The sequence below is a fragment of the Streptomyces aidingensis genome (genome assembly GCF_900112355.1).
Lineage (GTDB): Bacteria > Actinomycetota > Actinomycetes > Streptomycetales > Streptomycetaceae > Streptomyces > Streptomyces aidingensis.
Genome location: NZ_FOLM01000008.1, coordinates 79,366 through 102,739, shown reverse-complemented (window position 1 = coordinate 102,739; position 23,374 = coordinate 79,366). Strand labels below are relative to the sequence as shown.

The 23,374-nt window shown below is 74.2% G+C and carries 16 protein-coding genes; 6 read left to right on the top strand and 10 right to left on the bottom strand.

The features are described from left to right. Positions 1–155: 155 nt before the first annotated feature. Complete coding sequence (locus BM242_RS15785) at positions 156–1,337, top strand: PucR family transcriptional regulator (RefSeq protein ID WP_093839476.1); 1,182 nt, start codon at positions 156–158, stop codon at positions 1,335–1,337. Between the two features lie 451 nt (positions 1,338–1,788). Here BM242_RS15785 and serA read toward each other — a convergent pair whose 3' ends face one another. The 6 genes from serA to BM242_RS15750 all read right to left on the bottom strand — a co-directional run bounded on the left by serA (position 1,789) and on the right by BM242_RS15750 (position 12,418). Beyond that, positions 1,789–3,381: a phosphoglycerate dehydrogenase gene (serA, locus tag BM242_RS15780; protein WP_093839475.1), complete on the bottom strand. Its 1,593-nt coding sequence runs from the start codon at positions 3,379–3,381 to the stop codon at positions 1,789–1,791. A 258-nt stretch (positions 3,382–3,639) separates the two neighbouring features. Continuing rightward, positions 3,640–4,638 (bottom strand): ketol-acid reductoisomerase, encoded by a 999-nt coding sequence (gene ilvC / locus BM242_RS15775; protein WP_093839474.1) that lies wholly within the window; start codon positions 4,636–4,638, stop codon positions 3,640–3,642. A 193-nt stretch (positions 4,639–4,831) separates the two neighbouring features. After that, a complete protein-coding gene (gene ilvN / locus BM242_RS15770; protein WP_093839473.1) occupies positions 4,832–5,356 on the bottom strand; it encodes an acetolactate synthase small subunit in 525 nt (174 codons plus the stop codon). Positions 5,357–5,402: 46 nt separating this feature from the next. Next, a complete protein-coding gene (locus tag BM242_RS15765) occupies positions 5,403–7,253 on the bottom strand; it encodes an acetolactate synthase large subunit (RefSeq protein WP_093839472.1) in 1,851 nt (616 codons plus the stop codon). A gap of 441 nt (positions 7,254–7,694) precedes the next feature. Next, complete coding sequence (locus BM242_RS29455) at positions 7,695–10,976, bottom strand: diguanylate cyclase domain-containing protein (RefSeq protein ID WP_245834127.1); 3,282 nt, start codon at positions 10,974–10,976, stop codon at positions 7,695–7,697. Between the two features lie 503 nt (positions 10,977–11,479). After that, positions 11,480–12,418: a 2-hydroxyacid dehydrogenase gene (locus BM242_RS15750; RefSeq protein ID WP_093839470.1), complete on the bottom strand. Its 939-nt coding sequence runs from the start codon at positions 12,416–12,418 to the stop codon at positions 11,480–11,482. Positions 12,419–12,601: 183 nt separating this feature from the next. Between BM242_RS15750 and BM242_RS15745 the strand changes: the two genes are divergently transcribed. Then, positions 12,602–13,591 (top strand): aldo/keto reductase, encoded by a 990-nt coding sequence (locus BM242_RS15745; RefSeq protein ID WP_093839469.1) that lies wholly within the window; start codon positions 12,602–12,604, stop codon positions 13,589–13,591. 104 nt (positions 13,592–13,695) lie between these two features. After that, positions 13,696–14,847, top strand: coding sequence for a PQQ-dependent sugar dehydrogenase (locus tag BM242_RS15740; RefSeq protein WP_093839468.1), 1,152 nt, complete (start codon positions 13,696–13,698; stop codon positions 14,845–14,847). A gap of 3 nt (positions 14,848–14,850) precedes the next feature. Here BM242_RS15740 and BM242_RS15735 read toward each other — a convergent pair whose 3' ends face one another. Next, positions 14,851–16,059, bottom strand: a complete 1,209-nt coding sequence (locus BM242_RS15735) for a cytochrome P450 family protein (protein ID WP_093839467.1) — start codon at positions 16,057–16,059, stop codon at positions 14,851–14,853. Between the two features lie 139 nt (positions 16,060–16,198). On the opposite strand from BM242_RS15735, the gene BM242_RS15730 reads away from it, so the two are divergent. Next, complete coding sequence (locus tag BM242_RS15730; RefSeq protein WP_093839628.1) at positions 16,199–16,738, top strand: hypothetical protein; 540 nt, start codon at positions 16,199–16,201, stop codon at positions 16,736–16,738. An 80-nt stretch (positions 16,739–16,818) separates the two neighbouring features. Here the strand turns inward: BM242_RS15730 and BM242_RS15725 are convergent, their stop codons facing one another. Next, positions 16,819–19,830 carry a helix-turn-helix transcriptional regulator gene (locus BM242_RS15725; RefSeq protein ID WP_093839466.1) on the bottom strand — a complete coding sequence of 1,004 codons (3,012 nt, stop codon included), beginning with the start codon at positions 19,828–19,830 and terminating at the stop codon, positions 16,819–16,821. 185 nt (positions 19,831–20,015) lie between these two features. Then, positions 20,016–20,240 carry a hypothetical protein gene (locus BM242_RS15720; RefSeq protein ID WP_093839465.1) on the bottom strand — a complete coding sequence of 75 codons (225 nt, stop codon included), beginning with the start codon at positions 20,238–20,240 and terminating at the stop codon, positions 20,016–20,018. A 526-nt stretch (positions 20,241–20,766) separates the two neighbouring features. Between BM242_RS15720 and BM242_RS15715 the strand changes: the two genes are divergently transcribed. Further along, the gene (locus tag BM242_RS15715) at positions 20,767–21,891 is read left to right on the top strand and encodes an endo-1,4-beta-xylanase (protein ID WP_093839464.1); all 1,125 of its coding nucleotides are present in this window, start codon (positions 20,767–20,769) and stop codon (positions 21,889–21,891) included. A gap of 113 nt (positions 21,892–22,004) precedes the next feature. On the opposite strand, the gene pip is transcribed toward BM242_RS15715, so the two are convergent. Beyond that, on the bottom strand, positions 22,005–22,994 hold the full coding sequence (pip, locus tag BM242_RS15710; RefSeq protein ID WP_093839463.1) for a prolyl aminopeptidase: 990 nt from the start codon (positions 22,992–22,994) through the stop codon (positions 22,005–22,007). A gap of 83 nt (positions 22,995–23,077) precedes the next feature. Here pip and BM242_RS15705 point away from each other — a divergent pair, with 83 nt between their 5' ends. Continuing rightward, on the top strand, positions 23,078–23,371 hold the full coding sequence (locus BM242_RS15705; RefSeq protein ID WP_093839462.1) for a YiaA/YiaB family inner membrane protein: 294 nt from the start codon (positions 23,078–23,080) through the stop codon (positions 23,369–23,371). Positions 23,372–23,374: the final 3 nt, after the last annotated feature.

The window sequence follows — 23,374 nt, the reverse complement described above, 5'->3', positions numbered from 1 at the left end:
GAAGCGGCAGGCGGGCTACCCGAGAACTTAAGAATGTCGCGGATCGCGGCCTATCGACAGTTGTCCGGCATTCGTTCCCACGATCTCAGACATCTGTATGAAGGGCGGTGCCGGATGGCGCAGAATGAGTGAGCACACCCTGGACGGACGGCGGCATGCGCGAGGACTACCAGAGCCTGATCGACGAGGTCTCCGCCCTGCTGGGCACCCCGGCAACGCTGGAGGGGCGGGACTTCGGGCTGATCGCCTTCGCCGCGCACGAGGGCGAGGACGAGCGGGTGCTGGACCCGGTCCGGGCCCGCTCCATCCTGCGGCGCGGCTCCACCCCGGCGGTCCGGGAGTGGTTCGAGGGCTTCGGCATCGCCCGGGCACGCGGACCCGTGCGCATCCCGCCCGATCCGGCGGCCGGGGTGCTGCACGGCCGGATCTGCCTGCCGGCCCGGCACGGCGGGGTGGTGCACGGCTACATCTGGCTGCTGGACGACGACGCGCTGCCGCTGGACGATCCGCGGCTGCTCCAGGCGGCCGGGACCGCGGCCCGGATCGGCGGGCTGCTGGCCGCGGACGCGCGGGCCGGGGAGCGGCTGGGCGATCTGCTGGCCGCGCTGCTGACCGCCGGGCCGGGGGCGGTCCCGGCGGCGGCCGAGGCGCTGGCCGCGGGCGCCACACCGGCGCCGGCCGGGCCGCTGGCCCTGGTCGCGGTCACGCCCTGGCAGGCGGAGGCCGCGCCGCCGGTCGCCGTGCCGGGGCTGGTCACGGCCACCGTGCCGGGCGGCGGCAGCGGCGGCGGCGTGGCCGGCCGGGCGCTGGCGGCGCTGGTGCGGCTGCGGGCCGGTGACCGCCCCGGTCCGGCCCGCACGGTGGCAGAACGCCTGCTGGCCTCGGCCGGCGGCACCGGGGCCGTGCGGCCGGTGGCCGGGATCGGGGCGCCGGTCGGCGCCCCGGACGGGCTGGCCGGCCTGCCCGGCGCCTGGCGGCAGGCGCTCGCCGCGGCGCGCGCGGCGCGTGCCGAGCCGCGGCTCGGGCCGGTCGCCCACTGGGCCGGGCTGGGCCCCTACCGGCTGCTCACCGCGCTGCCGCCGGACCTGCCGCCGGACGCGTCGGTGCGGACGCTGCTCCGGCCGGCCCATGCCGAGCTGGCCCGGACGGCGGAGGTGTATCTGGACCACGCCGGTCAGGTGGCACGGGCCGCCGCCGAGCTCGGTGTGCACCGCCAGACGCTCTACTACCGTCTCTCCCGGATCGAGGCCCTGACGGGGCTGTCGATGGACAGCGGTGAGGACCGGCTGCTGCTCCATATGGCTCTGAAGTCCGCCCGCCTCTCCCCCGGCCGCTGACCGCGCCGGCCCGGGGCAGGAAGACGGCCCGGCCGGGGAGGGCCGGGCCGCCCTGCGGATGGCGGGCGAAAGGCCGCCGGGCCACTGGGGAGGGAGACCCGGCGGCCCGGCTCAGCCGCCCACCTGGACCGTGAGCCTGCCGACGGCGGCGGCTGCCGCGCGGGGGAGCATCGCATCCTCCTGGGATCGCCGGTGACCGTTGACCACCGTTTGCCGTTGATCACCGCTTGTCATTCCTGCATGACCGTCCGTGGAGGCTCATGCCCGTTTCGGGGGGTGCAATTCCTATCTGACTACTTTCGAGGGAATGTGTCGTGGCGGCGCACGGAAATGGGCATACTCCTGGGTCGCGATGGCGGCCCCGGACAACGACAACCCCCGGCCGCACGGGCGGCCGGGGGTTCCCCGGAGGCACCAGGCCGTAGGCACGGGCCGACGGCAGCGGGCCGTCTCAGTCGTCGGTGAGGTCGACCGAGTGGGCGGAGGAGGCGCCGATCTCCTCGGAGATCTCGGCGAGCACGGCGGACGGGATGGTCTCGTCCACGGTCAGCGCGATCAGCGCGTCACCGCCCTCGGAGAGCCGGGCCACCTGCATGCCCGCGATGTTGACCCCGGCGTCGCCCAGCATCCGGCCCAGCGTGCCGACCACACCCGGCCGGTCGGTGTAGCGGAAGAAGGCCATGTGCTCGGCGACCGCCAGATCCAGGGTGTAGTCGTCGATGCCGACGATCTTCTGGAGGTGCTTGGGACCGGCCAGGGTGCCGGCCACCGAGACCTCCTCGCCGCTGGTCAGGGTGCCGCGCACGGTGACCATGTTGCGGTGGTCGGGGGACTCGGAGGAGGTGGTCAGCCGCACCTCCACCCCGCGCTCCTGGGCGAACAGCGGGGCGTTGACATACGAGACCGTCTCGGCCACCACGTCCTCGAACACGCCCTTGATGGCGGACAGCTCCAGCACCTTCACATCGTGCTGGGTGATCTCGCCGCGCACCTCGACATCGAGCCGCTGCGCCACCTCACCGGCCAGCGCGGTGAAGATCCGGCCCAGCCGCTCGGCCAGCGGCAGCCCCGGCTTGACGTCCTCGGCGATCACCCCGCCCTGGATGTTGACCGCGTCCGGCACCAGCTCGCCGGCCAGCGCCAGCCGCACGGACCGGGCCACCGAGATGCCGGCCTTCTCCTGGGCCTCGCCGGTGGAGGCGCCCAGATGCGGGGTGGCCACCACGGTGTCGAACTCGAACAGCGGCGAGTCGGTGCACGGCTCCTTGGCGTAGACATCCAGCCCGGCGCCGGCCACCCGGCCCTCCTTCAGGGCGCTGGCCAGGGCCGCCTCGTCCACGATGCCGCCGCGCGCGGCGTTGATGATCCGCACCCCGGGCTTGACCTTGTGCAGCGCGTCGTCGCCGATCAGGCCCAGCGTCTCGGGGGTCTTGGGCAGATGGACGGTGATGAAGTCCGCGGTCTCCAGCAGCTCGTCCAGGCTCAGCAGCCGGGCGCCCATCTGGGCGGCGCGGGCCGGCTGGATGTAGGGGTCGTAGGCGACGATCTTCATGCCGAAGCCCGCCATCCGCTGGGCCACCAGAGCGCCGATCCGGCCCAGGCCGACCACGCCGAGGGTCTTCTCGGAGAGCTCCACACCGGTGTATTTGCTGCGCTTCCACTCGCCGTTCTTCAGCGCGGCGTTGGCCTGCGGGATGTTGCGGGCGGTGGCCACGATCAGGCCGCAGGCCAGCTCGGCGGCGGTGACGATGTTCGACGTCGGGGCGTTGACCACCATCACGCCGGCCTTGGTGGCGGCGGCCACGTCCACGTTGTCCAGGCCGACCCCGGCCCGGGCGACCACCCGCAGCCTGCGGGCCGCGGCGATGGCCTCGGCGTCCACCTTGGTGGCGCTGCGGATCAGGATGGCGTCCACATCCCGGATGGCGGTCAGCAGGTCCTGGCGGTCCGCCCCGTCGCAGTGCCGGATCTCGAAGTCCGGGCCCAGCGCGTCCACGGTGGCGGGAGAGAGCTCTTCAGCGATGAGTACGACGGGCTTGCTCACTTGGATCTGGTCCTCGCTTGTCCTCTGCGGTGGCCGCGTCCCGACGGCCGGTGGCGATGGAGGTCGTAGGCAGCCGCGTGTGAAGACGCACGACGCTGTGAGCCTGTGACGCGCTTGGGTGAAGTGTATCGGCGCTGCGGCGCGGCGGAACCGATGCCCGGAGGCGTCCGGCCGGACGGCGGGCGCCGGCGCGGCGGCAGCCCGCGGGCCCGGCCGGGACGCGGCGGCGCGTCCCGGCCGGGCCCGCGGGCCGGGGGCTCACTCGTCCTCGTTCACCCAGCTCATCAGCTTGCGCAGCTCCTTGCCCGTGGTCTCCAGCAGGTGCTCCGCGTCGGCGTTCTTGTACTCGTTGTACTTCGGCAGGCCGGCCTGGTACTCGGCCATCCAGCGCTTGGCGAAGGAGCCGTCCTGGATCTCGCCCAGCACCTTCTTCATCTCCGCCTTGGTGGCGTCGGTGATGACCCGGGGGCCGGTGACGTAGTCGCCCCACTCGGCGGTCTCCGAGACCGACCAGCGCATCTTGGACAGGCCGCCCTCGTACATCAGGTCCACGATCAGCTTGAGCTCGTGCAGGCACTCGAAGTAGGCGATCTCCGGCTGGTAGCCCGCCTCGACCAGGGTCTCGAAGCCGGCCTTGACCAGGGCGGAGGCACCGCCGCAGAGCACCGCCTGCTCGCCGAAGAGGTCGGTCTCGGTCTCCTCGGTGAAGGTGGTCTTGATCACACCGGCCCGGGTGCCGCCGATGCCCTTGGCGTAGGACAGGGCCAGCTCGAAGCCCTTGCCGGTGGCGTCCTGCTCGACGGCCACGATGCACGGCACGCCGCGGCCCTCCTCGAACTGGCGGCGCACCAGGTGGCCCGGGCCCTTGGGGGCGACCATGCAGACGTCCACATTGGCCGGGGGCTTGATGAAGCCGAACCGGATGTTGAAACCGTGCCCGAAGAACAGCGCGTCGCCGTCCTTCAGATGGTCCTTCACGGACTCCTCGTAGACCTGGGACTGGACCGGGTCCGGGACCAGGATCATGATCACATCGGCCTCGGCGGCGGCCTCGGCGGGGGTGACCACGCGCAGGCCCTGCTCCTCGGCCTTCACCCTGGACCGGGAGCCCTCGGGCAGGCCGACCCGGACGTCGACGCCCGAGTCGCGCAGGGACAGCGCGTGGGCGTGGCCCTGGCTGCCGTAACCGAGGACCGCCACCTTGCGGCCCTGGATGATGGACAGGTCGGCGTCGTCGTCGTAGAACAGCTCGGCCACTTCGGTCTTCTCCTCGTATGGGTGCGGTGCGGTGGGGGTGCCGCGCGGCCGGCCCGCCCGGCGTCCGGTTGCTCCGCGTGCGTGCGGACACCGTATGCCGTGTGCGCGGCACCCGGGGGAAAGGGTCTCGCCATGCGGTCGGCCGCGGGCCGGATGCCGGTCGGGCCCCGGGCCCGCCGGCCGGCCGCGGGCGTCAGGCCGAGCGCTCCAGGGCGCGCAGCGAACGGTCGGTGATGGACCGGGCGCCGCGGCCGATGGCGATGGTGCCGGACTGGACCAGTTCCTTGATGCCGAACGGTTCCAGCATGCGCAGCATGGCGTCGAGCTTGTCGGCGCTGCCGGTGGCCTCGATGGTGACCGCCTCGGGGGCGACGTCGACCGTCTTGGCCCGGAAGAGCTGCACGATCTCGATGATCTGGGAGCGGGTCTCGTTGTCGGCGCGGACCTTCACCAGAACGAGTTCGCGCTGAACCGCGGTTGACGGCTCCAGCTCGACGATCTTCAGCACATTGACCAGCTTGTTGAGCTGCTTGGTGACCTGTTCCAGCGGCAGGTCCTCCACATTGACCACGATGGTGATCCGGGAGACCTCCGGGTGCTCGGTGGTGCCGACGGCCAGGGAGTCGATGTTGAAGCCACGGCGGGAGAACAGGGAGGTGATCCGGGCCAGGACCCCCGGCTTGTTCTCCACCAGGACGGAGAGCGTGTGCTTGGACATGGGGCTGCTACCTCTGCGGGCTACGGGCTCGGTGGGTGGTCTCGGGTCAGTCGTCCAGGTCGCCGAAGTCCGGACGGACCCCGCGGGCGGCCATGATGTCGTCGTTGGACGTGCCGGCCGCGACCATCGGCCAGACCATGGCGTCCTCGTGGACGATGAAGTCCACGACCACCGGGCGGTCGTTGACGGAGTTGGCCTTCTCGATCACCGAGTCCAGGTCGGCCGGGTCCTCGCAGCGCAGGCCGACACAGCCCATGGCCTCGGCCAGCTTGACGAAGTCCGGCACCCGGGTGCCCTTCAGGTCGGGCGCCACATCGTCCGGCCCGGAGTGCAGCGTGGTGTTGGAGTAGCGCTGGTTGTAGAACAGGGTCTGCCACTGCCGGACCATGCCCAGCGCGCCGTTGTTAATGATGGCCACCTTGACCGGCAGACCGTTGAGCGCGGCGGTGACCAGCTCCTGGTTGGTCATCTGGAAGCAGCCGTCGCCGTCGATGGCCCAGACCGTGGCGTCCGGGCGGCCCGCCTTGGCGCCGACCGCGGCCGGCACGGCGTAGCCCATGGTGCCCAGGCCGCCGGAGTTGAGCCAGGTGCCGGGGCGGGTGAACCTGAGGTAGTGCGCGGCCCACATCTGGTGCTGGCCGACGCCCGCGGTGTAGACGGTGTTCTCCGGGGCGAGCTCGCCGATCCGCTGGATGACCTGCTGCGGGGAGAGACTGCCGTCCTCCGGCAGGTCGTAGCCCAGCGGGTAGGTGGTGCGCCAGCGGTCCAGCAGCTCCCGCCAGGCGCCGAAGTCGGCGGCCCGGCCGGCCGTCCGCTCCTCGCGCAGCACCGCGGTCAGCTCGCGCAGCACGTCCTTGACGTCCCCGACGATCGGCACGTCGGCGGTGCGGTTCTTGCCGATCTCGGCCGGGTCGATGTCGGCGTGGACCACCTTGGCGTAGGGCGCGAAGGAGTCGATCTTGCCGGTGACCCGGTCGTCGAAGCGGGCACCCAGCGCGATGATCAGATCGGACTTCTGCAGCGCGGTGACGGCGGTGACCGAGCCGTGCATGCCGGGCATGCCCAGGTGCAGCGGGTGGTCGTCGGGCAGCGCGCCCAGCGCCATCAGGGTGGCGGTGACCGGCACCCCGGCCAGTTCGGCCAGCTCCTTCAGCTCGGCGGAGGCGTTCGCCTTGACCACGCCGCCGCCGACGTAGAGCACCGGGCGGCGGGACTCGCCCAGCAGCCGGGCGGCCTCCCGGATCTGCTTGGCGTGCGGGCGGCTCACCGGGCGGTAGCCGGGCAGGTCGTGGGTGGGCGGCCAGGTGAAGCTGGTCTGCGCCTGGAGCGCGTCCTTGGAGATGTCCACCAGCACCGGGCCCGGGCGGCCGGTGGCGGCCAGGTGGAACGCCTGGGCGATGGTGCGCGGGATCTCGGCCGGGTCGGTGACCAGGAAGTTGTGCTTGGTGATCGGCAGCGTGATGCCGCAGATGTCCGCTTCCTGGAAGGCGTCGGTGCCGATCGCGGGGCTGGCCACCTGGCCGGTGATGGCGACCAGCGGCACCGAGTCCATGTGCGCGTCGGCGATCGGGGTGACCAGGTTGGTGGCGCCGGGGCCGGAGGTGGCCATGCAGACGCCCACCTTGCCGGTGGCCAGGGCGTAGCCGGAGGCGGCGTGCCCGGCACCCTGCTCATGGCGCACCAGCACGTGCCGGACCTTGGTGGAGTCCATCATCGGGTCGTAGGCGGGCAGGATGGCGCCGCCCGGGATGCCGAACACGGTGTCGGCACCGACCGCTTCGAGGGAACGGATCAAGGACTGGGCGCCGGTCAGGCGCTCGACGGTGACGGACTGCGGCGCGGTGGCGCGGGGGGCCCGTGGATGTGGCTTCGGTGCCTCGGTGGCCTGCTCGGTCATCGGTTCTCTTCCCGGAGAGTGAGGGTGTGACGCTGTGCGGGTGCGGGTGCGGTGGGATGCGGGCGGTGCGGTGCTCGGGGGCGGTCGGGACGGGGCTGCGGCGGGGTCGAGCCGTGGGGCCGGTGGTGACCGGACCGTGCGGGGTGTCCAGCATGATGCGGGCTGCCGCTAGGGGGAGTCTTTACTCTCTCTACTCCGCCTGCGCGGCCCTCGCCGGTGCGGCTGCCGCCGGGGTCTCCTGCCGCCGGGGTGTCCTGCCGCCCGCCGGGGCCGGCTGCGGTCAATCCGTGCAACAAAAAACCCCTCGTGCCGTCAGGCAAGCGAGGGGAGCGCGTCGGTGCGGGCCGCGGGATGTCCGTCCCGGGGTCAGCCGACGCGCCTGCCAAGTACGAGAATTCGGGTGCGCATGGCACTGACCTTCCTCCCGCCGTGGGCCGTGTGTCAAGCGAGACGGACCGAAGTCTCACTATTCGGGCGTACCCTTCCCCGGGTGAGGGTGTGCCGGAGCTCCGCCTCCTCCTGCGGCTCGCCGAAGACCCGGCCCTGCCCCTCCGCGCAGCCCAGGGCGTGCAGCTCGGCCGCCTGCTCGGGCAGATCGACGCCCTCGGCACAGGTGCGCAGCCCTTCGCCGTCGGCCAGCCGCAGCAGTCCGGCGGTGAGCGTGCGCAGCGCCGCGTTCTCCGGCAGGCCGCCGACCAGCTCCCGGCCGAGCCGGACGGCGGTCAGCGGCAGCCGGTGCAGCACGGCCGGGGACGGGCCGGTACAGCCGTAGCCGTCCAGGCAGACGGCGATGCCCAGGGCCCGCAGTGCCGCGAGGCGGCCCAGCAGATCCGGGTTCCGCAGGCAGGCTTCGCCCTCGCGCAGCAGCAGGGTCAGCGCGGACGGCGGGACGGCGTGCCGGTCGAGCAGGCCCTGCACGGCGCCGGGGGCGAAGGCCCGGTCCGCCAGCCGGGACGCGGTGAGCGGCACCCGCACCGGGTGGCCGCTGCCGGGCGGCGCGCCGGCGCCGGCGCGCCGCCCGGCAGCGGCCACCGCCTCCTCCAGCAGCCAGTGGCTCAGCTCGGCGGCGGGCTGCGGCCGGCCGCCGCTCCAGACCGCGACGGCCGCCAGCGCCACGATCCGGCCGTCGGCCAGCGCGGCGACGGGCCGGTGCAGCAGCCGGAAGCCGCCGCTGTAGGCCCGCACCGGGCTGCCCGGCACCGCGCCGTCCAGCGGATCGTCCGCGGCCGGGCCCGCCGGCTCCCCGGGTACGGGGAGCCGGACCGGCGCGGCGTCCCGCCCGCCGGTGGCCGGCCCTGCCGGAACACCGGCCGGGCGCTGCCCGGGGGCCACCGGGGCCGGGAAGCCCTCCCGGTGGCCGTTCCCCGTGCTGCCCGCCGCCTCCCCGGCCCTGCCGCCGGAAGCCCGGCCGCGCTCCCCCGGTACCGGGCCGGCCGGAACCGGATCCCCGGACCCGGCGGCCACCGCGGAGTGCGGCGCCGGAGCGGACGTCCGGGCCGGGAAGCCCTCCCGGTGGCCGTTCCCCGTGCTGCCCGCCGCCTCTCCGGCCGTGCCGCCGGGGACCGGGCCCACGGCGGCACGGGCCGCCGCGGCCCGCGGCACGGCCCCGGCCGGGGGTTGCGGCGCCGCGGCACGGCCCGGGGCGGCGGGCAGCGGGCGGGCCGGCGGGGCGACCAGGCCGGCGGCCGGGCGGGGGCCGTCCACCGGCGGGGTGGCGGTGTAGAGCTCCACCCGCGCCTTGCCGTTCTGCTTGGCCCGGTACATCGCCAGGTCGGCGTTGCGCAGCAGCACGACGGGGGTGATGCCCGGCTCGGCGAAGGCGACGCCGATGCTGGCGGCGACCCGCACCTCGGTCTGCGCCAGCCGGTAGGGGCGGGACAGCGCGCCGCGCACCCGTTCGGCGATCTCCAGCACCCGCTGCTCCCGGCTCCGCGCCACCGCTCCCCCGCCCGCCGCGCCGGAGCCGGCGGTCTCCTGGTCCTCGCCCGGCTCGCCGGTCAGCAGGGCGGCGAACTCGTCGCCGCCGAGCCGGGCGGTGGTGTCGCCCGCGCGCACCGACTCGCGCAGCCGCCGCGCCGCCTGGACCAGCAGCTCGTCCCCGGCCTGGTGGCCGACCGTGTCGTTGACCGCCTTGAAGCCGTCCAGGTCGATGTAGAAGACCGCGGCGGCCGGGGTGTCCCCGCTGCGCCGCCCGCTGATGGCCTGGCGCACCCGCTCGGTGAACAGGGCCCGGTTCGGCAGGTCGGTCAGCGGGTCGTGCGAGGCGCTGTGCTGCAACTGCTCCTGGAGCCTGACCCGTTCGGTGACGTCCCGGCTGTTGAAGATCAGCCCGCCCTGGTGGCGGTTGACGGTGGACTCGACGTTCAGCCAGTGGCCGGCGCCGTGCCGCACGCGGCACTCCACCCTGGTGGCCGGCTCCTGGGCGGCGGGCACCGACAGGAAGCGGCGCAGCTCGTGGGTGACCGGGCCGGTGTCCTCCGGGTGGATCAGTGAGGTCAGCCGGCGGCCGTAGAGGGTTTCGGCCTCCTGTCCGAGCACTCCGGCGGCGGCCGGGCTGACATAGCGGAGCACGCCGTCCGGCGCCGCGATCATGATCACATCGCTGGAGCCCTGCACCATGGAACGGAAGTGGCTTTCGGCGCGGGCGAGTTCGCGGGTGAGGGCGATGTTGTCCAGCAGCATGATGCCCTGGCGGGCCAGCAGGGCCAGCACCAGCGCGCAGGCCGAGAACAGCACCACCCGGTCCGGGGCACCGCCGTTGACCGTGGAGAGCAGGATGGAGAGCGTGCACACGGCGGCGGCCAGATAGGGCGTCAGGGCGGTGAGCGAGCCGATCAGCGGCCGGGCGCCGCCCGGCGGCGCCCCGGGCGGGGCGTGCACCGGGCCGGGCCCCTGGACGGCGCTGTGCGCCGGGATCCGGTCCGCGGCCCGGTCCGGTTCCGGCCCGGGGCCGGCGTGCTCCCCCGCCGGCGCCCCGTCGGCCGCCGCGGCAGCCGCGCTCCCGCAGACCCGGGCGTCGTCGGCCAGCCAGGGGGCGGCGGCGAGCAGCAGCGAGCCGGTGAACCAGCCGGCGTCCAGCAGCTGGCCGGAGGCGTACTGCTCCTGCATCAGCGGGGAGATGAAGAGCGCGTCGCACAGCACGGTCAGGGCCAGCGAGCCGATGGCGGTGTTGATCGCGCAGCGGTGCACGGTGGTGCGCCGGAAGTGCAGCACCAGCACCATCGAGACCAGCGCGATGTCCAGCAGCGGATAGGCCAGCGACAGGGCCGCCCGGAACACCGTCTCGCCCTGCACCTGCGCGGTGTGGGCCAGTGCCAGGCTCCAGGACAGGATCAGCAGCGAGCCGCCGATCAGCCAGGCGTCCAGCACCAGGCAGATCCATCCGGCCCGGCTGACCGGCCGCTTGGCCAGCATCAGCAGGCCGACGATGGCCAGCGGGGCGAACAGCAGGAAGCAGAGGTCCGCGGCGGAGGTGCGCGGCACCGGCCGGGCGAGCACCACCTCGTACCAGCCCCAGACTCCGTTGCCCAGCCCCAGCATCAGTGAGGAGAGGCCGAACAGTGTCCACGCGGGCCGGAACCGGCCGGCCCGCATCCAGGCGTAGCTCAGACAGGAGCCGCAGGCCACCAGGGCCGCGGCGGACAGGCCGAAGTCCCCCATGATCAGCGCGAGCCGGGTCGAGCCCCAGCCGAACGCGGCGCCCGTTGCGTACCCCGCGCACACCAGCACCACCAGGAGCTGCAGACGGTATCCGGCGCGCGGTCCGGGGCGTCCGGACGGCGGAAACGGCGGAAGGACAGCCGGGATGCCCGCCGGTGCGGGGGCCTGGTCACCGGTGCGGTCCCGGGCGGGTCCCCGGGCGGTGTCCACAGCCGGCCGCCGGCGGCCGTGCGGCTGAATTGCCTTGGATGCGCTGTGCATTGGCTGTCGCCCCCCTGTCGTTCCCGGGCACGCCACCTGTCGGACACTACACCAGAGTGTCACTCAGTGGCATAACTTCACAACTCTGAGTGACAGTCTGGGGATGTGTCTGATATAGGCGTCTGTTGTGGTAATCTCCGCCCCTTCTCCGCCCCTCTCCTTTCTTCTGCCCCTTCTTCTGCCTTTTTCTTCGCCGTCCTCCACGCATTCCACGCACGCCGTGCACGCCGCGCACGCCGCGCACCGGGGTGCGCTCCGGCGGCGCGCGGCACCCGGCCCGCGGTCCGGGGCGCGGCCGTCCCGGCTCAGGCGGTGGCCACCACATGGCGCAGCGGCTCGCCCACCGCGAACCGGGTGAGCTGGCCGCGCAGCAGCAGCTCCGCGCGCGGCCGGAAAGCGCTGGAGGCGCCGCCGACATGCGGGGTGATCAGTACGCCGGGGGCGTGCCAGAGCGGGTGGCCGGCGGGCAGCGGCTCCGGGTCGGTGACGTCCAGGGCCGCCCGCAGCCGGCCGGTCTCCAGTTCGGCGAGCAGGGCCTTGGTGTCCACCACCGGGCCGCGGGAGACGTTCACCAGCAGTGCGCCGTCCGGCATCCGGGCCAGGAAGTCGGCGCCGGCCAGGCCGCGGGTGGCGTCCGAGAGCGGGGTGCACAGGATCACCACCTCGGCGTCGGGCAGCAGCCCGGGCAGGTCGGCGGGGGCGTGCACGGGTCCGCGCGGGCTCTGCCGGGCGCTGCCCGCGACCCGCAGCACGCGCCGCACCCGGAACGGCGCCAGGCGGTCCTCGATGGCCGCGCCGATGCCGCCGTAGCCGACGATCAGCACGGTGCGGTCGGCCAGGGAGGGGCGGACCGCGGGCCGCCAGCGGCCCGCGGACTGGTCGCGCACGGCCTCCGGGATGCCGCGCTGGGCGGCCAGGACGAGCGTCAGGGCGAGTTCGGCGGTGCTGGTGTTGTGCAGGTCCCCGGCGTTGCAGAGCAGGGCCCCGGCGGGCATGGCGGTCAGCCCGGGCAGCATGTGCTCGTAGCCGGCGGTCAGGGTCTGCGCCACGCGCAGCCGGGACATCTCGCGCAGCGGGCGCAGCACCGTCTCGGCGGGCTTCATGTAGGGCACGGCGTAGAAGACGCAGTCGGCGGGGTCGGCGGGGAAGCCGCCCTCGCCGTTCCAGTGGTGGTAGGTGAGGGCGGCGGGCAGGGAGCCGATCTCCTCGGGGGGCAGGGGCAGCCAGACGTCACCGTTGGTCATGCGGGTCAGGCTAAGCCCCGGACCGGCGGCCGGCCGGGGCGCACGGGGTGAGCGGGGCCGAGGGGGCGGACGGGGCGGCGCGGGCGGGTGTCCGGTGCGCCGGATACGTTGGAGGTTCCGGGGCCGGACCACCCCGGCCGGCGAGGCGCCGGACGGTGGCCGGCGGGGAGGAACGGACGTCAGGTGCGGGAGCGGGTATTGGGCGCGGGAGCGCTCCGGGTGGGCGCGATAGGTCTTGGCTGCATGCCGATGACCTGGGGGTATGCCCCTTCCGAGCAGCACGGCGAGACGGCGGTGCGGGCGGTGCACGCGGCGCTGGACGCCGGTGCCACCCTGCTGGACACCGCCGACGCATACGGCCCGTTCACCAATGAGCTGCTGCTGGGGCGGGTGCTCAAGGAGCGGCGCCGGGACGCCTTTGTGGCCGCCAAGTGCGGGCTGCTGGTGGGCGACCGGCATCTGGTGGCCAACGGCCGCCCGGCGTACGTCCGGCGGGCCTGCGACGCCTCGCTGCGCCGGCTCCAGACCGAGGTCATCGACCTTTATCAGCTCCACCGGCCGGACCCGGAGGTGCCGGTGGAGGAGACCTGGGGCGCCATGGCGGAGCTGGTGACGGCCGGCAAGGTGCGGGCGCTGGGCGTGTGCGCCCTGGACCGGCCGGCCGCCGCCCGCGGCGGGGGCCGCACGGCCGTGCCGGAGCTGCTGGCCCGGCTCCAGCAGGTCTTTCCGGTGAGCAGTGTGCAGACGGAGCTGTCGGTGTGGGCGCAGCGGGCGCGTACCGAGCTGCTGCCCTGGTGCGAGGCGCACGGGGTGGGGCTGCTGGCGGCGATGCCGCTGGGGCGGGGGTTTCTGACCGGGACGCTGACCTGCGGCGGCGGCTTCGAGACGGGCGATCTGCGCGCCGACGACCCGCGGTTCACCGCCGAGATGATGGCCGTCAACCAGCCGGTGGTGGCCGGGCTGCGGCGGGTCGCGGCCCGCCATCCGGGGGCCACCCCGGCGCAGGCGGCGCTGGCCTGGCTGCTGGCGCTGAGCCCGGTGGTGATTCCGCTGCCGGGCACCAAGAAGGAGCGCTGGGCGCGGGAGAACTGCGCCGCGGACGGCCTCCGCCTCACCCCCGCCGATCTGCACGAGCTCACCACCCTGCCGCCGGCCCGGTCCTCCTGGGACTGACCGGGGCCGTGCCGGGTGCCGGCCGGGGATGCGCCGCGGCCGGGGCGGCGGTGTGGTGTGCTGTGGGGGTGAGCGGAATTCCGGCCGAACGGAGGCGACGGCGGATGCGAAGCCGTGGGACGCGGACGAGGAACACGCTGGCCGCCGCGGCGGTGGCCGCCCTGCTGGGTGTGGCCGGCGCCGGATGCGGCGGGGCGGACGACGGCGCGGAGCCGGCCGGGCCCGGCGGGACACGGCAGGGCCCGGAGGGTTCGGCCCCGCCGCGGCAGGACGACGGCGAGGCGTCGGCCGAGGTGGCGGAGACGGTGGCGCAGTCGCTGCCCTCGCCGTGGGGCCTGGCGGTGCCGGCGGACGGCGGGCTGCTGGTCGGCTCCCGGGACGAGGCCACCGTCTCGCACATCGACCCGGCGAGCGGCGAGGTCACCGAACTCGCCACCGTGCCGGGGGTGGTGACGGGCGCGGAGGGCGGTCTGCTGGGCCTGGCGCTGGACGACGGCCTGCTCTACGTCTACTGCACCACCGAGGAGGACAACCGGGTGCTGCGGATGGCCTACGACGCGCAGAACCCGGCGCTGGGCGAGCCGGAGGAGGTGTTCACCGGCATCCCGAGCAGCCGGTCCCGGCACAACGGCGGCCGGATCGCCTTCGGCCCGGACGGCATGCTCTACATCGCCACCGGGGACACCGGGGACGAGCCCGGGCTGGCGCAGGATGCGGACTCCCTGGCCGGCAAGATCCTGCGGGTGACCCCGGACGGCGAGGTGCCGGGGGACAATCCCGCCGCGGGCTCACCGGTGTACTCCCTGGGCCACCGCAATGTGCAGGGCCTGGCCTGGGACGACCAGGACCGGCTGTGGGCCTCGGAGTTCGGCGACCGGGCCTGGGACGAGCTCAATCTGATCGAGCCCGGCGGCAACTACGGCTGGCCGGAGACCGAGGGCAGCGGCGGCGCGGAACAGGGCTTCATCGACCCGGTGCTCCAGTGGCCGACGGACGAGGCCTCGCCCAGCGGGCTGGCCTGGAACTCCGGCGCGCTGTGGATGGCCTCGCTGCGCGGCGAACGGCTGTGGCGGATCGGCATCGGCGAGGACGGCTCGGCCGGTGAGCCGCGGGCGTTCCTGGAGGGCGAGTACGGCCGGCTGCGCACCGTGCAGGCGGTGGGCGAGGGGGAGCTGCTGCTGGTCACCAACGAGACCGACGGCCGCGGCAGTCCGCAGCCGGAGGACGACCGGATCCTCCGGCTGCGGGTGAACTGACGCTCACCAGCGCACGGGCAGCTTCCGCACGCCCCTGATCAGCAGCCCCGGCATCCAGGGCAGGGTGGCCTCGTCGGCGTCCGGCGCCAGGCCGGGGCAGCGTTCCAGCAGCGACCGGAAGGCGATCCGGGCCTCCAGCCGGGCCAGCGGCGCGCCCAGGCAGTAGTGCAGGCCGTGGCCGAAGGCGATATGGCCCCGGGCGTCCCGGCGGATGTCGAACCGGTCCGGCTCGGGGAAGCGTTCCGGGTCGCGGTCGGCGTCCGCGGTGGCGATCAGCACGGTGGCGCCGGCCGGGATGGTCACCCCGCCGATCTCCACATCGGCCAGCGCCAGCCGGTCGGTGCAGGTCTCCACCGGCCCGTCGTAGCGCAGCATCTCCTCGATGGCGCCGTCGAGCAGGCCGTCGGGGTCGGCGCGCAGCGCGGCGAACTGGCCGGGGTGGGCGAACAGCGCCCGCATGCCGTTGCCGATCAGATTGACCGTGGTCTCGTGCCCGGCGATGAGCAGCAGCACGCACATGCCGATCAGTTCGTCGGGCCCGAGCCGGTCGTCGTCCGCGTCCGCGGTGTGGATCAGCGCGCTGAGCAGGTCGTCGCCGGGATCGGCCCGCTTGGCCTCGATCAGCCCGGCCAGATAGGCGGGCATCTCCCGGTAGGCGCGGGCCTCGGCCTCCGGGCTGGTGCGCGCCACCATTTCGTCGGACCAGGCGCGGAAGGCGGCCCGGTCCAGCGCGGGCACGCCGAGCAGTTCGCAGATGACGGTCATGGGCAGCGGGAAGGCGAAGGCGGCGATCAGATCGGCCCGCCGCTCGGGCCGGGCCAGCATGGCGTCCAGCAGTTCGCCGGTGAGCTGCTGGATGCGCGGGGCCAGCGCCTGGATGCGGCGCGGGGTGAACTCCTTGGCCACCAGCCGGCGTAACCGGGTGTGCTCCGGCGGGTCGGACATCAGCATGTGGGCCAGGGCGGGCTGGTCCTGGTCGGTGTTGATGATCTGGCGGACATCGCCGGACTTGCGCCAGTCCCGGCTGAGCAGCGGGTGGGTGTAGGCGGTGCGGCACGCCTCGTGGCCGACGACCAGCCACAGCTCCTCGCCGTCCGGATCGCGCACCGGGTGGACCGGGCCCTCGGCGCGGAGCCGGGCGTAGACGGGATACGGGTCCCGGTGGAAATCCGGGCCGAGTGCCTTGAGATCGACGACGGGCCGAGCTGCCATGCGGATCCCCCTGTTCGTGGACAGACCGGCACGTTATCCCGCCCTCGCGGCCGGCGGGACGGCCGTTTTCGGACGGTTCGCCGGGCGTTTGCGCACGGGGCCGCCGGGCGGCGGGGAGCGGGGTGGGATCATGTGCGGCATGGGCGAGAGCACGGGTGGCGGGGACGCCGGGCTGGTGAGGGTGGCGGAGCTGCTGCGGGGGGCCGCGGGGGACCGGGCCGGGGCGCTGTGGCGGCTGACCGGCGAGGCACGGCAGCTCGACGCCAACATCGTCCGGCTGCCGCCGGGCAGGGACGTCGCCGACCATGTGGAACCGGCCCTGGATGTGCTGGTGGCCGGTCTGGCGGGCCGGGGCACGCTGCGGCGCGACGGCACCGCGCACGAGCTGCTGCCCGGCACGGTGCTGCTGCTGGAGCGCGGCACGGTCCGCGGGGTACGGGCCGCGGACGGGGGCGAGGGCGGGGACGAAGGCGGGCTGGTCTATCTGACGGTGCACCGCAGACGCCCCGGGCTGGCCATCGGCACCCCGCCCCGGGAGGCGGCGGCGGACCCGGCGCAGGGCGGGGAGCCGGCCTGCCTGCTCGACCGGGTGTGTGCCGGCTGCGGCTCTGTGGTGGAGCCGCGCGGCGCGGCCCGCTGTCCGCGCTGCGGGGAGCCGCGGAGCACCGGCGGCGCCTGAGCCCGGTCCGTCGGGTCCGTCAGGTCCGTCAGGTCTGTCGGGTCTGTCGGGTCTGTCGGAACGGCCGGTGCCGGGCGGGGCTACCGGGCCGGAGCGGCGGCGGGGGCCAGCAGGCCGAGACGGTGGGCGAGGGCGGCGGCCTCGCCCCGGCCGGAGACCTCCAGCTTGGCCAGGATGTTGGAGACGTGCACGCTGACCGTCTTCGGGGAGATGAACAGTTCCTCGGCTATCTGCCGGTTGCTGCGGCCGGCCGCGACCAGGGAGAGCACATCCCGCTCCCGGGCGGTCAGGCCCGGCCCGGAAGCGGCGGCAGCGGCCGGCCCGCCGGGCCGCTGCCCGCCGGGGGTGAGCGGGCCGAGGCCGCCGCGCTGGGCCAGCTTCTCGATCCGCCCGGCCAGCGGCGCGGCGCCGAGCCGCCGGGCGGTGGCATGGGCCGGCCGCAGCACCTCGGCCGCGCCGGCCCGGTCCCCCTCGGCGAGCAGGGACTCGGCCCGGCCCGTCCGGGCCAGGGCCAGCAGATAGGGGCGCTCGGCCTTTTCCAGGGCGTCCGTCACCTCCGCCCAGCGGTCCGCGTCCGCCCGGCCCTCGGCATGGCGCAGTTCGGCCTCGACCAGCAGCCGGTGCGCCTCCCAGACCGGATAGTGGACGGGCAGCAGGGCGGCCGTCCCGCGGATGCGGGCCACCGCCTCGGCCCGGCCGGGTGCGCCGGCCGCCACGTCCGCCGCACGGGCCTCGGCCGAGGCGGCCTCGCGCAGCAGCGGCCAGAAGTAGCGGGAGATGCCGCCGCCGGTGGCCTGCTGGAGCACCTCGCGCACCTGGAGGATGCGGCCCTCCAGGGCGGCCAGGCCCAGCCGCACCTCCAACTGGGGCAGCCAGTGCTGCGGGGCGCCCTGGAAGCGGCCGTACTCCTCGGACATGCGGTGCAGTTCGCTGCTGGCGGCCTCCAGATCGCCCCGGCCGAGCGCCAGTTCGGCGAAGGCCCGGGCGGCCAGCGCCCGGGCGGTGGGGCTCTGCGCGCTGCGCCGCGCCTCCCGGGCCGCCTCCAGGGCCTCGTCCCACCGGCCGAGGGAGAACAGCGACTCGGACTGGTTGTGGTACATCCAGGCGCGGGAGTCCTGGATGCCGAAGCGGCGGGTCAGCTCGATGCCCTCGGCGCACACCTCGATCGCCTCGGCGGAACGGCCCATGCCCTCCAGCGCGTCGGGCAGATTGACATGGCTGCGGGTGATCACGCCGACATGGCCGCTCTCCAGCACCCGGCGGCGGACGGTCTGGTAGTCGGCCAGGCCGGCCTCGGCATCGCCCAGCGCCACCCGCAGGCCGCCCCGGCTGAGCAGGGCGTGCAGCTCGCACTCCTCGTCACCCACCTGGCGGGCCAGGGTCACCGCACGCTCGGCGATCTCCACGCTCTCCGGCCCCTGCCGGTACATGCCGCCCCAGCCGGCCGCCTCCATCAGCACCCGGGCGTGCACCGGTGAGGGCGGCCGGTCCTTCAGCAGTTCCTGGGCGTGGTCCAGCTCGCATCGGCCGTCCCCGCGGGCCAGCTGCCGGATCAGTTTGGACTGCTGCACCCAGAACCAGGCGGCGCGCAGCGGATGCCCCTCGGCGTCCACCCGGCGCAGTGCGCGCTTGACCACGGACAGGCCGCGCTCCACCTCGCCGGCCAGCCGGGCCGCGACCGCCGTCTCGGCCAGGATGTCCAGGAAGGACAGCTCCTCGTCGGAGCAGTCGCACAGCGGGTAGGACTCGACGGCCTCGGCCCGGCTGAGCAGCCGCACCTCCGCGGGCGCCTCCTCCCACAGCTCCATGGCCCGCTCCAGCAGATTGAGCTGCTCGGCGTAGGCGTAACGGCTGCGGGCCCGGGCGGCGGCCTGGAGCACGGCGGGCAGCGCCTTGGCGGCGTCGTGCGCGTGGTACCAGTAGCTGGCCAGGCGGGCGGCCCGCTCCTCGTCCCGGACCAGGGCCGGGGTCTGCTCCAGTGCCTCGGCGTAGCGGCGGCGCAGCCGGGAGCGCTCGCCGGGGAGGAGATCGTCGTCCACCGCCTCGCGGACCAGGGCGTGCCGGAAGCGGTAGGTGTCGTCCTCGTCGGCCTGGACGATGTTGGCGCCGATGGCGCCGCGCAGGGCGTCGATCAGCTCGTCCTCCCCGAGGCCGGCGACGGCGCGCAGCAGGCCGTACTCCACCCGGGAGCCGCCCTCGGCGAGGACCCGGATCAGCCGCTGGGTGTGCTCGGGCAGCGCCTCGACCCGGACCAGCAGCAGGTCCCGGACCGAGTCGGAGATGGAGCCGGCGGCGCGGCTGTCGCCGTCGCAGCAGGCCAGTTCCTCGACGAAGAAGGCGTTGCCGTCGGAGCGGCGGAAGATGTGGTCGACCAGCCCGGGATTGGGCTCGCTGCCCTGGATGCCGGCGATCTGGCGGCGCACCTCGTCCCGCGTGAAGCGGGGCAGCTCCAGCCGGCGCACGGTGCGGGTGCGGTCCAGCTCGGCGAGGAAGGGACGCAGCGGATGGCGGCGGTGGATGTCGTCCGAGCGGTAGGTGGTGAGCAGGACGATCCGGCCGAGCTGGAGGGAACGGAAGAGATAGCCGAGCAGCTCGCGGGTGGAGCGGTCGGCCCAGTGCAGGTCCTCCACGATGAGGACCAGGGTGCGCTCGGCGGCGAGGGATTCCAGCAGGCGGGTGGTCAGCTCGAACAGCCGGGCGCGGCCGTCCTCGTCCCGGGCGCCGTGCTCGGCGGCTCCTGGCTCGCCCAGCTCCGGCAGCAGCCGGGCCAGCTCGCCGCCGCCGAATCCGCCGGCGGCGGCGGTCAGCTCCTCGCCGAGCTGCCGGTGCAGCGAACGGAGCAGGGCGGAGACCGGCGCGAAGGGCAGGCCGTCCACCCCGATCTCCACACAGGCGCCGAGCGCCACCAGCGCTCCGGCCGCCACGGCCTGGCGGCCGTATTCCTCCACCAGGCGGCTCTTGCCGACGCCCGCCTCGCCGCCCAGCAGCAGCGCCTGCGGCTCGCCGGCCGCGGCGCGCTCCAGCGCCTGGGTGAGGCTGGCGCGCTCCTGCTCACGGCCGACGAAGACGGGACTGACGGTGCGGCTCTGCATGTCAGGAAGGATCGCACAGGGGTCCGACAGTCCCGAAGGAGTTTTCACCCCTGGCAGAGCCGCCCGCCCCGGCGGCCCGCCGTGCCCGGCCGGCGCCGCCGCGGCCCGCGCGACGGCCGGGACGGACGGGGCGGTGGGGGCGGGCGGGAAGGCCGGAGCGGCGGCCGGACGGCCGGATGTGCCGCTCATGCCGTCAGCCGGAACCGGCCGGGGCCCCGGCGCCGGCGGCGCCCGTCGCCGCCCGGGCGGCCCCGGCCCTCCGGCCCGTCCTGCGCCGGGATGTCCCTGCCGCGTTCCCGGCGGCGGGCGGCCCGGCGGAGCCGCCGGGCCTCGCCGGCCAGGCGCTGGTGCGCGGCCTCCCGGTGCAGATCGTCGATCCGGCTGCGGATGGCGTAGGGGTCGGGGTACATGGGTGCCTCCCGGCGGTCGTCGCCCCGGGCCCGCCCCGGTGCACACCCCACACTCCTCGCTGAGGACCCGGCCGGGCATCGGACACCTGCCCGGTCTTTCCCGGCCTTCCCGGCCGGTTCCCTCCTTACCGTCCCCACGGGACCCTCCTCAGACGGCCCCGGCGCTCCGCCCGGGACTCCCGCGGGGGACGCCGGGGACAAGCCAGGGACAAGCCAGAGATAAGGACTCCAGGGGTCCCTCGTCCGTCCGGTCCGCCGGCCACGGCACCGGTCCCGCCCCCGCTGGCAGAAATTTTCGGCCAATCGCCGGAACTTTGGGCGAGCCCCGGACGACCACCCGGCGAACCACAGGGGCCTCTCCTCACCTGGCGTGATGGTATCCACGCACTCAGCCATGAACAGCCGGTCCGCGAGGGTTCCGATGTCGAAAGTTTTTCGGAGTTGTTCCGGAAGGATTGACGCGGTTTCCCGGTGCCCATAGAACAGGCCGGGTCATTCGCAGGGGGCAACGACAGAAGGGACATCGATGTCCTCAAGAGTGCGCAGAGCCGCCGCGGGAGTGCTGATCGGGGCGCTGGCCTCGGGCGCCCTGGTCATGGGCACCTCCGGCACGGCGGAAGCGGCGCCGAAGAAGACGCTTCGGTCCGTCGCCTGGAAGCAGGACCACCGCTTCGTCGGCGTCGCGGTGGCCGACGACAAACTGAGCGACGAGACGTACGCGCGCACCGTCGCCAGGGAGTTCAGCAGCGTCACGCCCGAGAACGTCATGAAGTGGGAGACCATCGAGCCCGCGCCCGGTGAGTTCAACTTCGAACCGGGCGACCGGCTGATCGACTTCGCCCGGAAGAACCACCAGCTCGTCTACGGTCATGTGCTGGTCTGGCACAGCCAGCTCCCCGCCTGGGTCAACGAGGGCGAGTTCACCGCCGAGGAGCTCAGCGAGGTCACCGAGAACCACATCACGGAGGTGGTGAGCCACTACAAGGGCAAGGTTCAGCGCTGGGACGTGGTCAACGAGGTGTTCAACGAGGACGGCACCTTCCGCGAGACCAAGTTCTACCAGACCCTCGGCGAGGACTACATCGCCGACGCCTTCCGGGCCGCGCACGCCGCCGACCCCCGGGCCAAGCTCTTCATCAACGACTACAACACGGACGGCATCGGCCCCAAGAGCGACGCCATGTACGAGCTGGTCAAGGACCTGCTGGCGGACGGCGTCCCGATCCACGGCGTGGGCATCCAGTCGCACATGATCCTCGACCTCTACGACGCCGAGAGCTACGAGGCGAACATCCAGCGCTTCGCCGACCTCGGACTGGAGGTCGTGATCACCGAGCTGGACATCCGCATGGACATGCCGGCCACCGAGGAGAAGCTGGCCGCCCAGGCCGAGCAGTTCCGCGCCGTCACCCAGGCCTGCGTGAACGTGGACGGCTGCACCGGCATCACCGTGTGGGGCCTGCGCGACAGCGACTCCTGGGTTCCCGGCTGGTTCGAGGGCCAGGGCGCCCCCCTGCTGTTCAACGAGGACTACTCCAAGAAGCCCGCCTACTACGCCATGTACGACGTCTTCAAGACGAAGAAGAAGCCGTGCTGGTGGGGCTGGCACCCCGGCCGGGGCTGGGGTGGCCACCACGGCACCGCCGCCTGACAGGCCGCGGAGCCGGTACCGGACCTGATGGAGGGATCAGGGTGAGAGAGCGGCCGGCCGCCGGGAGGAGACCCCTTCCGGCGGCCGGCCGGCAACCGTAGCCGGCGGGCCGGTCAGGGACGGCCGGCGAACTCGTCGAACGCCGCCCTGACCCGGGCGCGGCTGGTCTCGGTGCCCAGATGGCCGGATTCGGCCACGATGACCAGCCTGGCGTCCGGCCAGGCCCGGGCCAGCTCCCAGGCCGTGTCCGGCGGCCCGCCCAGATCCAGCCGGCCGTGCACCAGCACCCCCGGGATGCCCTTCAGCCGGTGCGCCTCGGCCAGCAGCTGCCCCTCCCGCAGCCAGGCCCCGTGGGAGAAATAGTGGGCGCAGATCCGCACCAGGGCCTGCCGGTCCGGGGACGGCCGGCCGCCGAACGGTGACGGGCCCGGGTTGTCCTCCAGGGACAGCACCGTGTCCTCCCAGGCACACCAGGCGTCGGCGGTCCGCTCCCGCACCGCCGGATCCGGATGCTCCATCAGCCGGGCGTAGGCGGCCAGCAGATCCGGGGTGGCGGGCGGCGCGTCCGCCGGGAAGGCGGGCAGGCCGGGCGCGGTGCGGAAGCGGTGCAGCGCCTCGGGGAAGAAGCGGCCGACGCCCCGGTAGAGCCAGTCGATCTCCGAGCGGCGGGTGGTGGTGACCGCGGCGATGACGATCTCCGAGACCCGCTCCGGATGGGCCTCGGCATAGGCCAGGATCAGCGTGGAGCCCCAGGAGCCGCCGTGCAGCAGCCAGCGCTCGACGCCGAGATGGACCCGGAGCCGTTCCATGTCGGCGACCAGGTGGTGGGTGGTGTTGTGGGCCAGTGAGGTGGCCGGGTCGGCGGCGTGCGGGGTGCTCCGCCCGCAGTTGCGCTGGTCGAAGCGGATGATCCGGTACCGCTGGGGATCGAGCAGGCCATGGCCGCCGCCGGTCCGGGTCCCGGAGCCGGGCCCGCCGTGCACCGCCAGGGCCGGCCGGCCGCGCGGACTGCCGCCCTCCTCCCAGTGGATGTGATGGCCGTCGCCGACGTCGAGCAGGCCGTGCCTGCGGGGTTCGAAGGGCGGATACGGTGCGGTGCGCATGGGGGTTTCTGCTCCTCATACCTAGACGAAGTGAGGGCAAGTACGGATGGCCGGGGCGGCGGCCCGGCGGGAGGGTGGTTGCCATGACGCCACCACCCATCCGCAGACCGATGACCACCGCGTACTACGTGCAGGCGGTGCTGTCCTTCGCCGTCGCGCTGACGGCCGTGACCGTGGCGGTCGCCCGGATGCCGCTGGGCACCTGGGAGCGCGCCTTTCTGGGCCTCGGCCTGGTCTACGTGGTCACCTCGGCCTTCACCCTGGCCAAGGTCGTCCGGGACCGGCAGGAGATTCAGGAGATGACCACCCGGGTGGACCAGGCCCGGCTCGACAAGCTGATCAATGAGCATGACCCCTTTGAGATGAAGTCGGTCTAGGCC

What these genes read in the sequence shown, in the direction of transcription:
- BM242_RS15785 (WP_093839476.1), top strand. Translation starts at nt 156, where the DNA reads ATGCGCGAGGACTACCAGAGCCTGATCGACGAGGTCTCCGCCCTGCTG.
- ilvN (WP_093839473.1), bottom strand. Translation starts at nt 5,356, where the DNA reads ATGTCCAAGCACACGCTCTCCGTCCTGGTGGAGAACAAGCCGGGGGTC.
- BM242_RS15765 (WP_093839472.1), bottom strand. Translation starts at nt 7,253, where the DNA reads ATGACCGAGCAGGCCACCGAGGCACCGAAGCCACATCCACGGGCCCCC.
- BM242_RS15750 (WP_093839470.1), bottom strand. Translation starts at nt 12,418, where the DNA reads ATGACCAACGGTGACGTCTGGCTGCCCCTGCCCCCCGAGGAGATCGGC.
- BM242_RS15740 (WP_093839468.1), top strand. Translation starts at nt 13,696, where the DNA reads ATGCGAAGCCGTGGGACGCGGACGAGGAACACGCTGGCCGCCGCGGCG.
- BM242_RS15735 (WP_093839467.1), bottom strand. Translation starts at nt 16,059, where the DNA reads ATGGCAGCTCGGCCCGTCGTCGATCTCAAGGCACTCGGCCCGGATTTC.
- BM242_RS15730 (WP_093839628.1), top strand. Translation starts at nt 16,199, where the DNA reads ATGGGCGAGAGCACGGGTGGCGGGGACGCCGGGCTGGTGAGGGTGGCG.
- BM242_RS15725 (WP_093839466.1), bottom strand. Translation starts at nt 19,830, where the DNA reads ATGCAGAGCCGCACCGTCAGTCCCGTCTTCGTCGGCCGTGAGCAGGAG.
- BM242_RS15720 (WP_093839465.1), bottom strand. Translation starts at nt 20,240, where the DNA reads ATGTACCCCGACCCCTACGCCATCCGCAGCCGGATCGACGATCTGCAC.
- BM242_RS15715 (WP_093839464.1), top strand. Translation starts at nt 20,767, where the DNA reads ATGTCCTCAAGAGTGCGCAGAGCCGCCGCGGGAGTGCTGATCGGGGCG.
- pip (WP_093839463.1), bottom strand. Translation starts at nt 22,994, where the DNA reads ATGCGCACCGCACCGTATCCGCCCTTCGAACCCCGCAGGCACGGCCTG.
- BM242_RS15705 (WP_093839462.1), top strand. Translation starts at nt 23,078, where the DNA reads ATGACGCCACCACCCATCCGCAGACCGATGACCACCGCGTACTACGTG.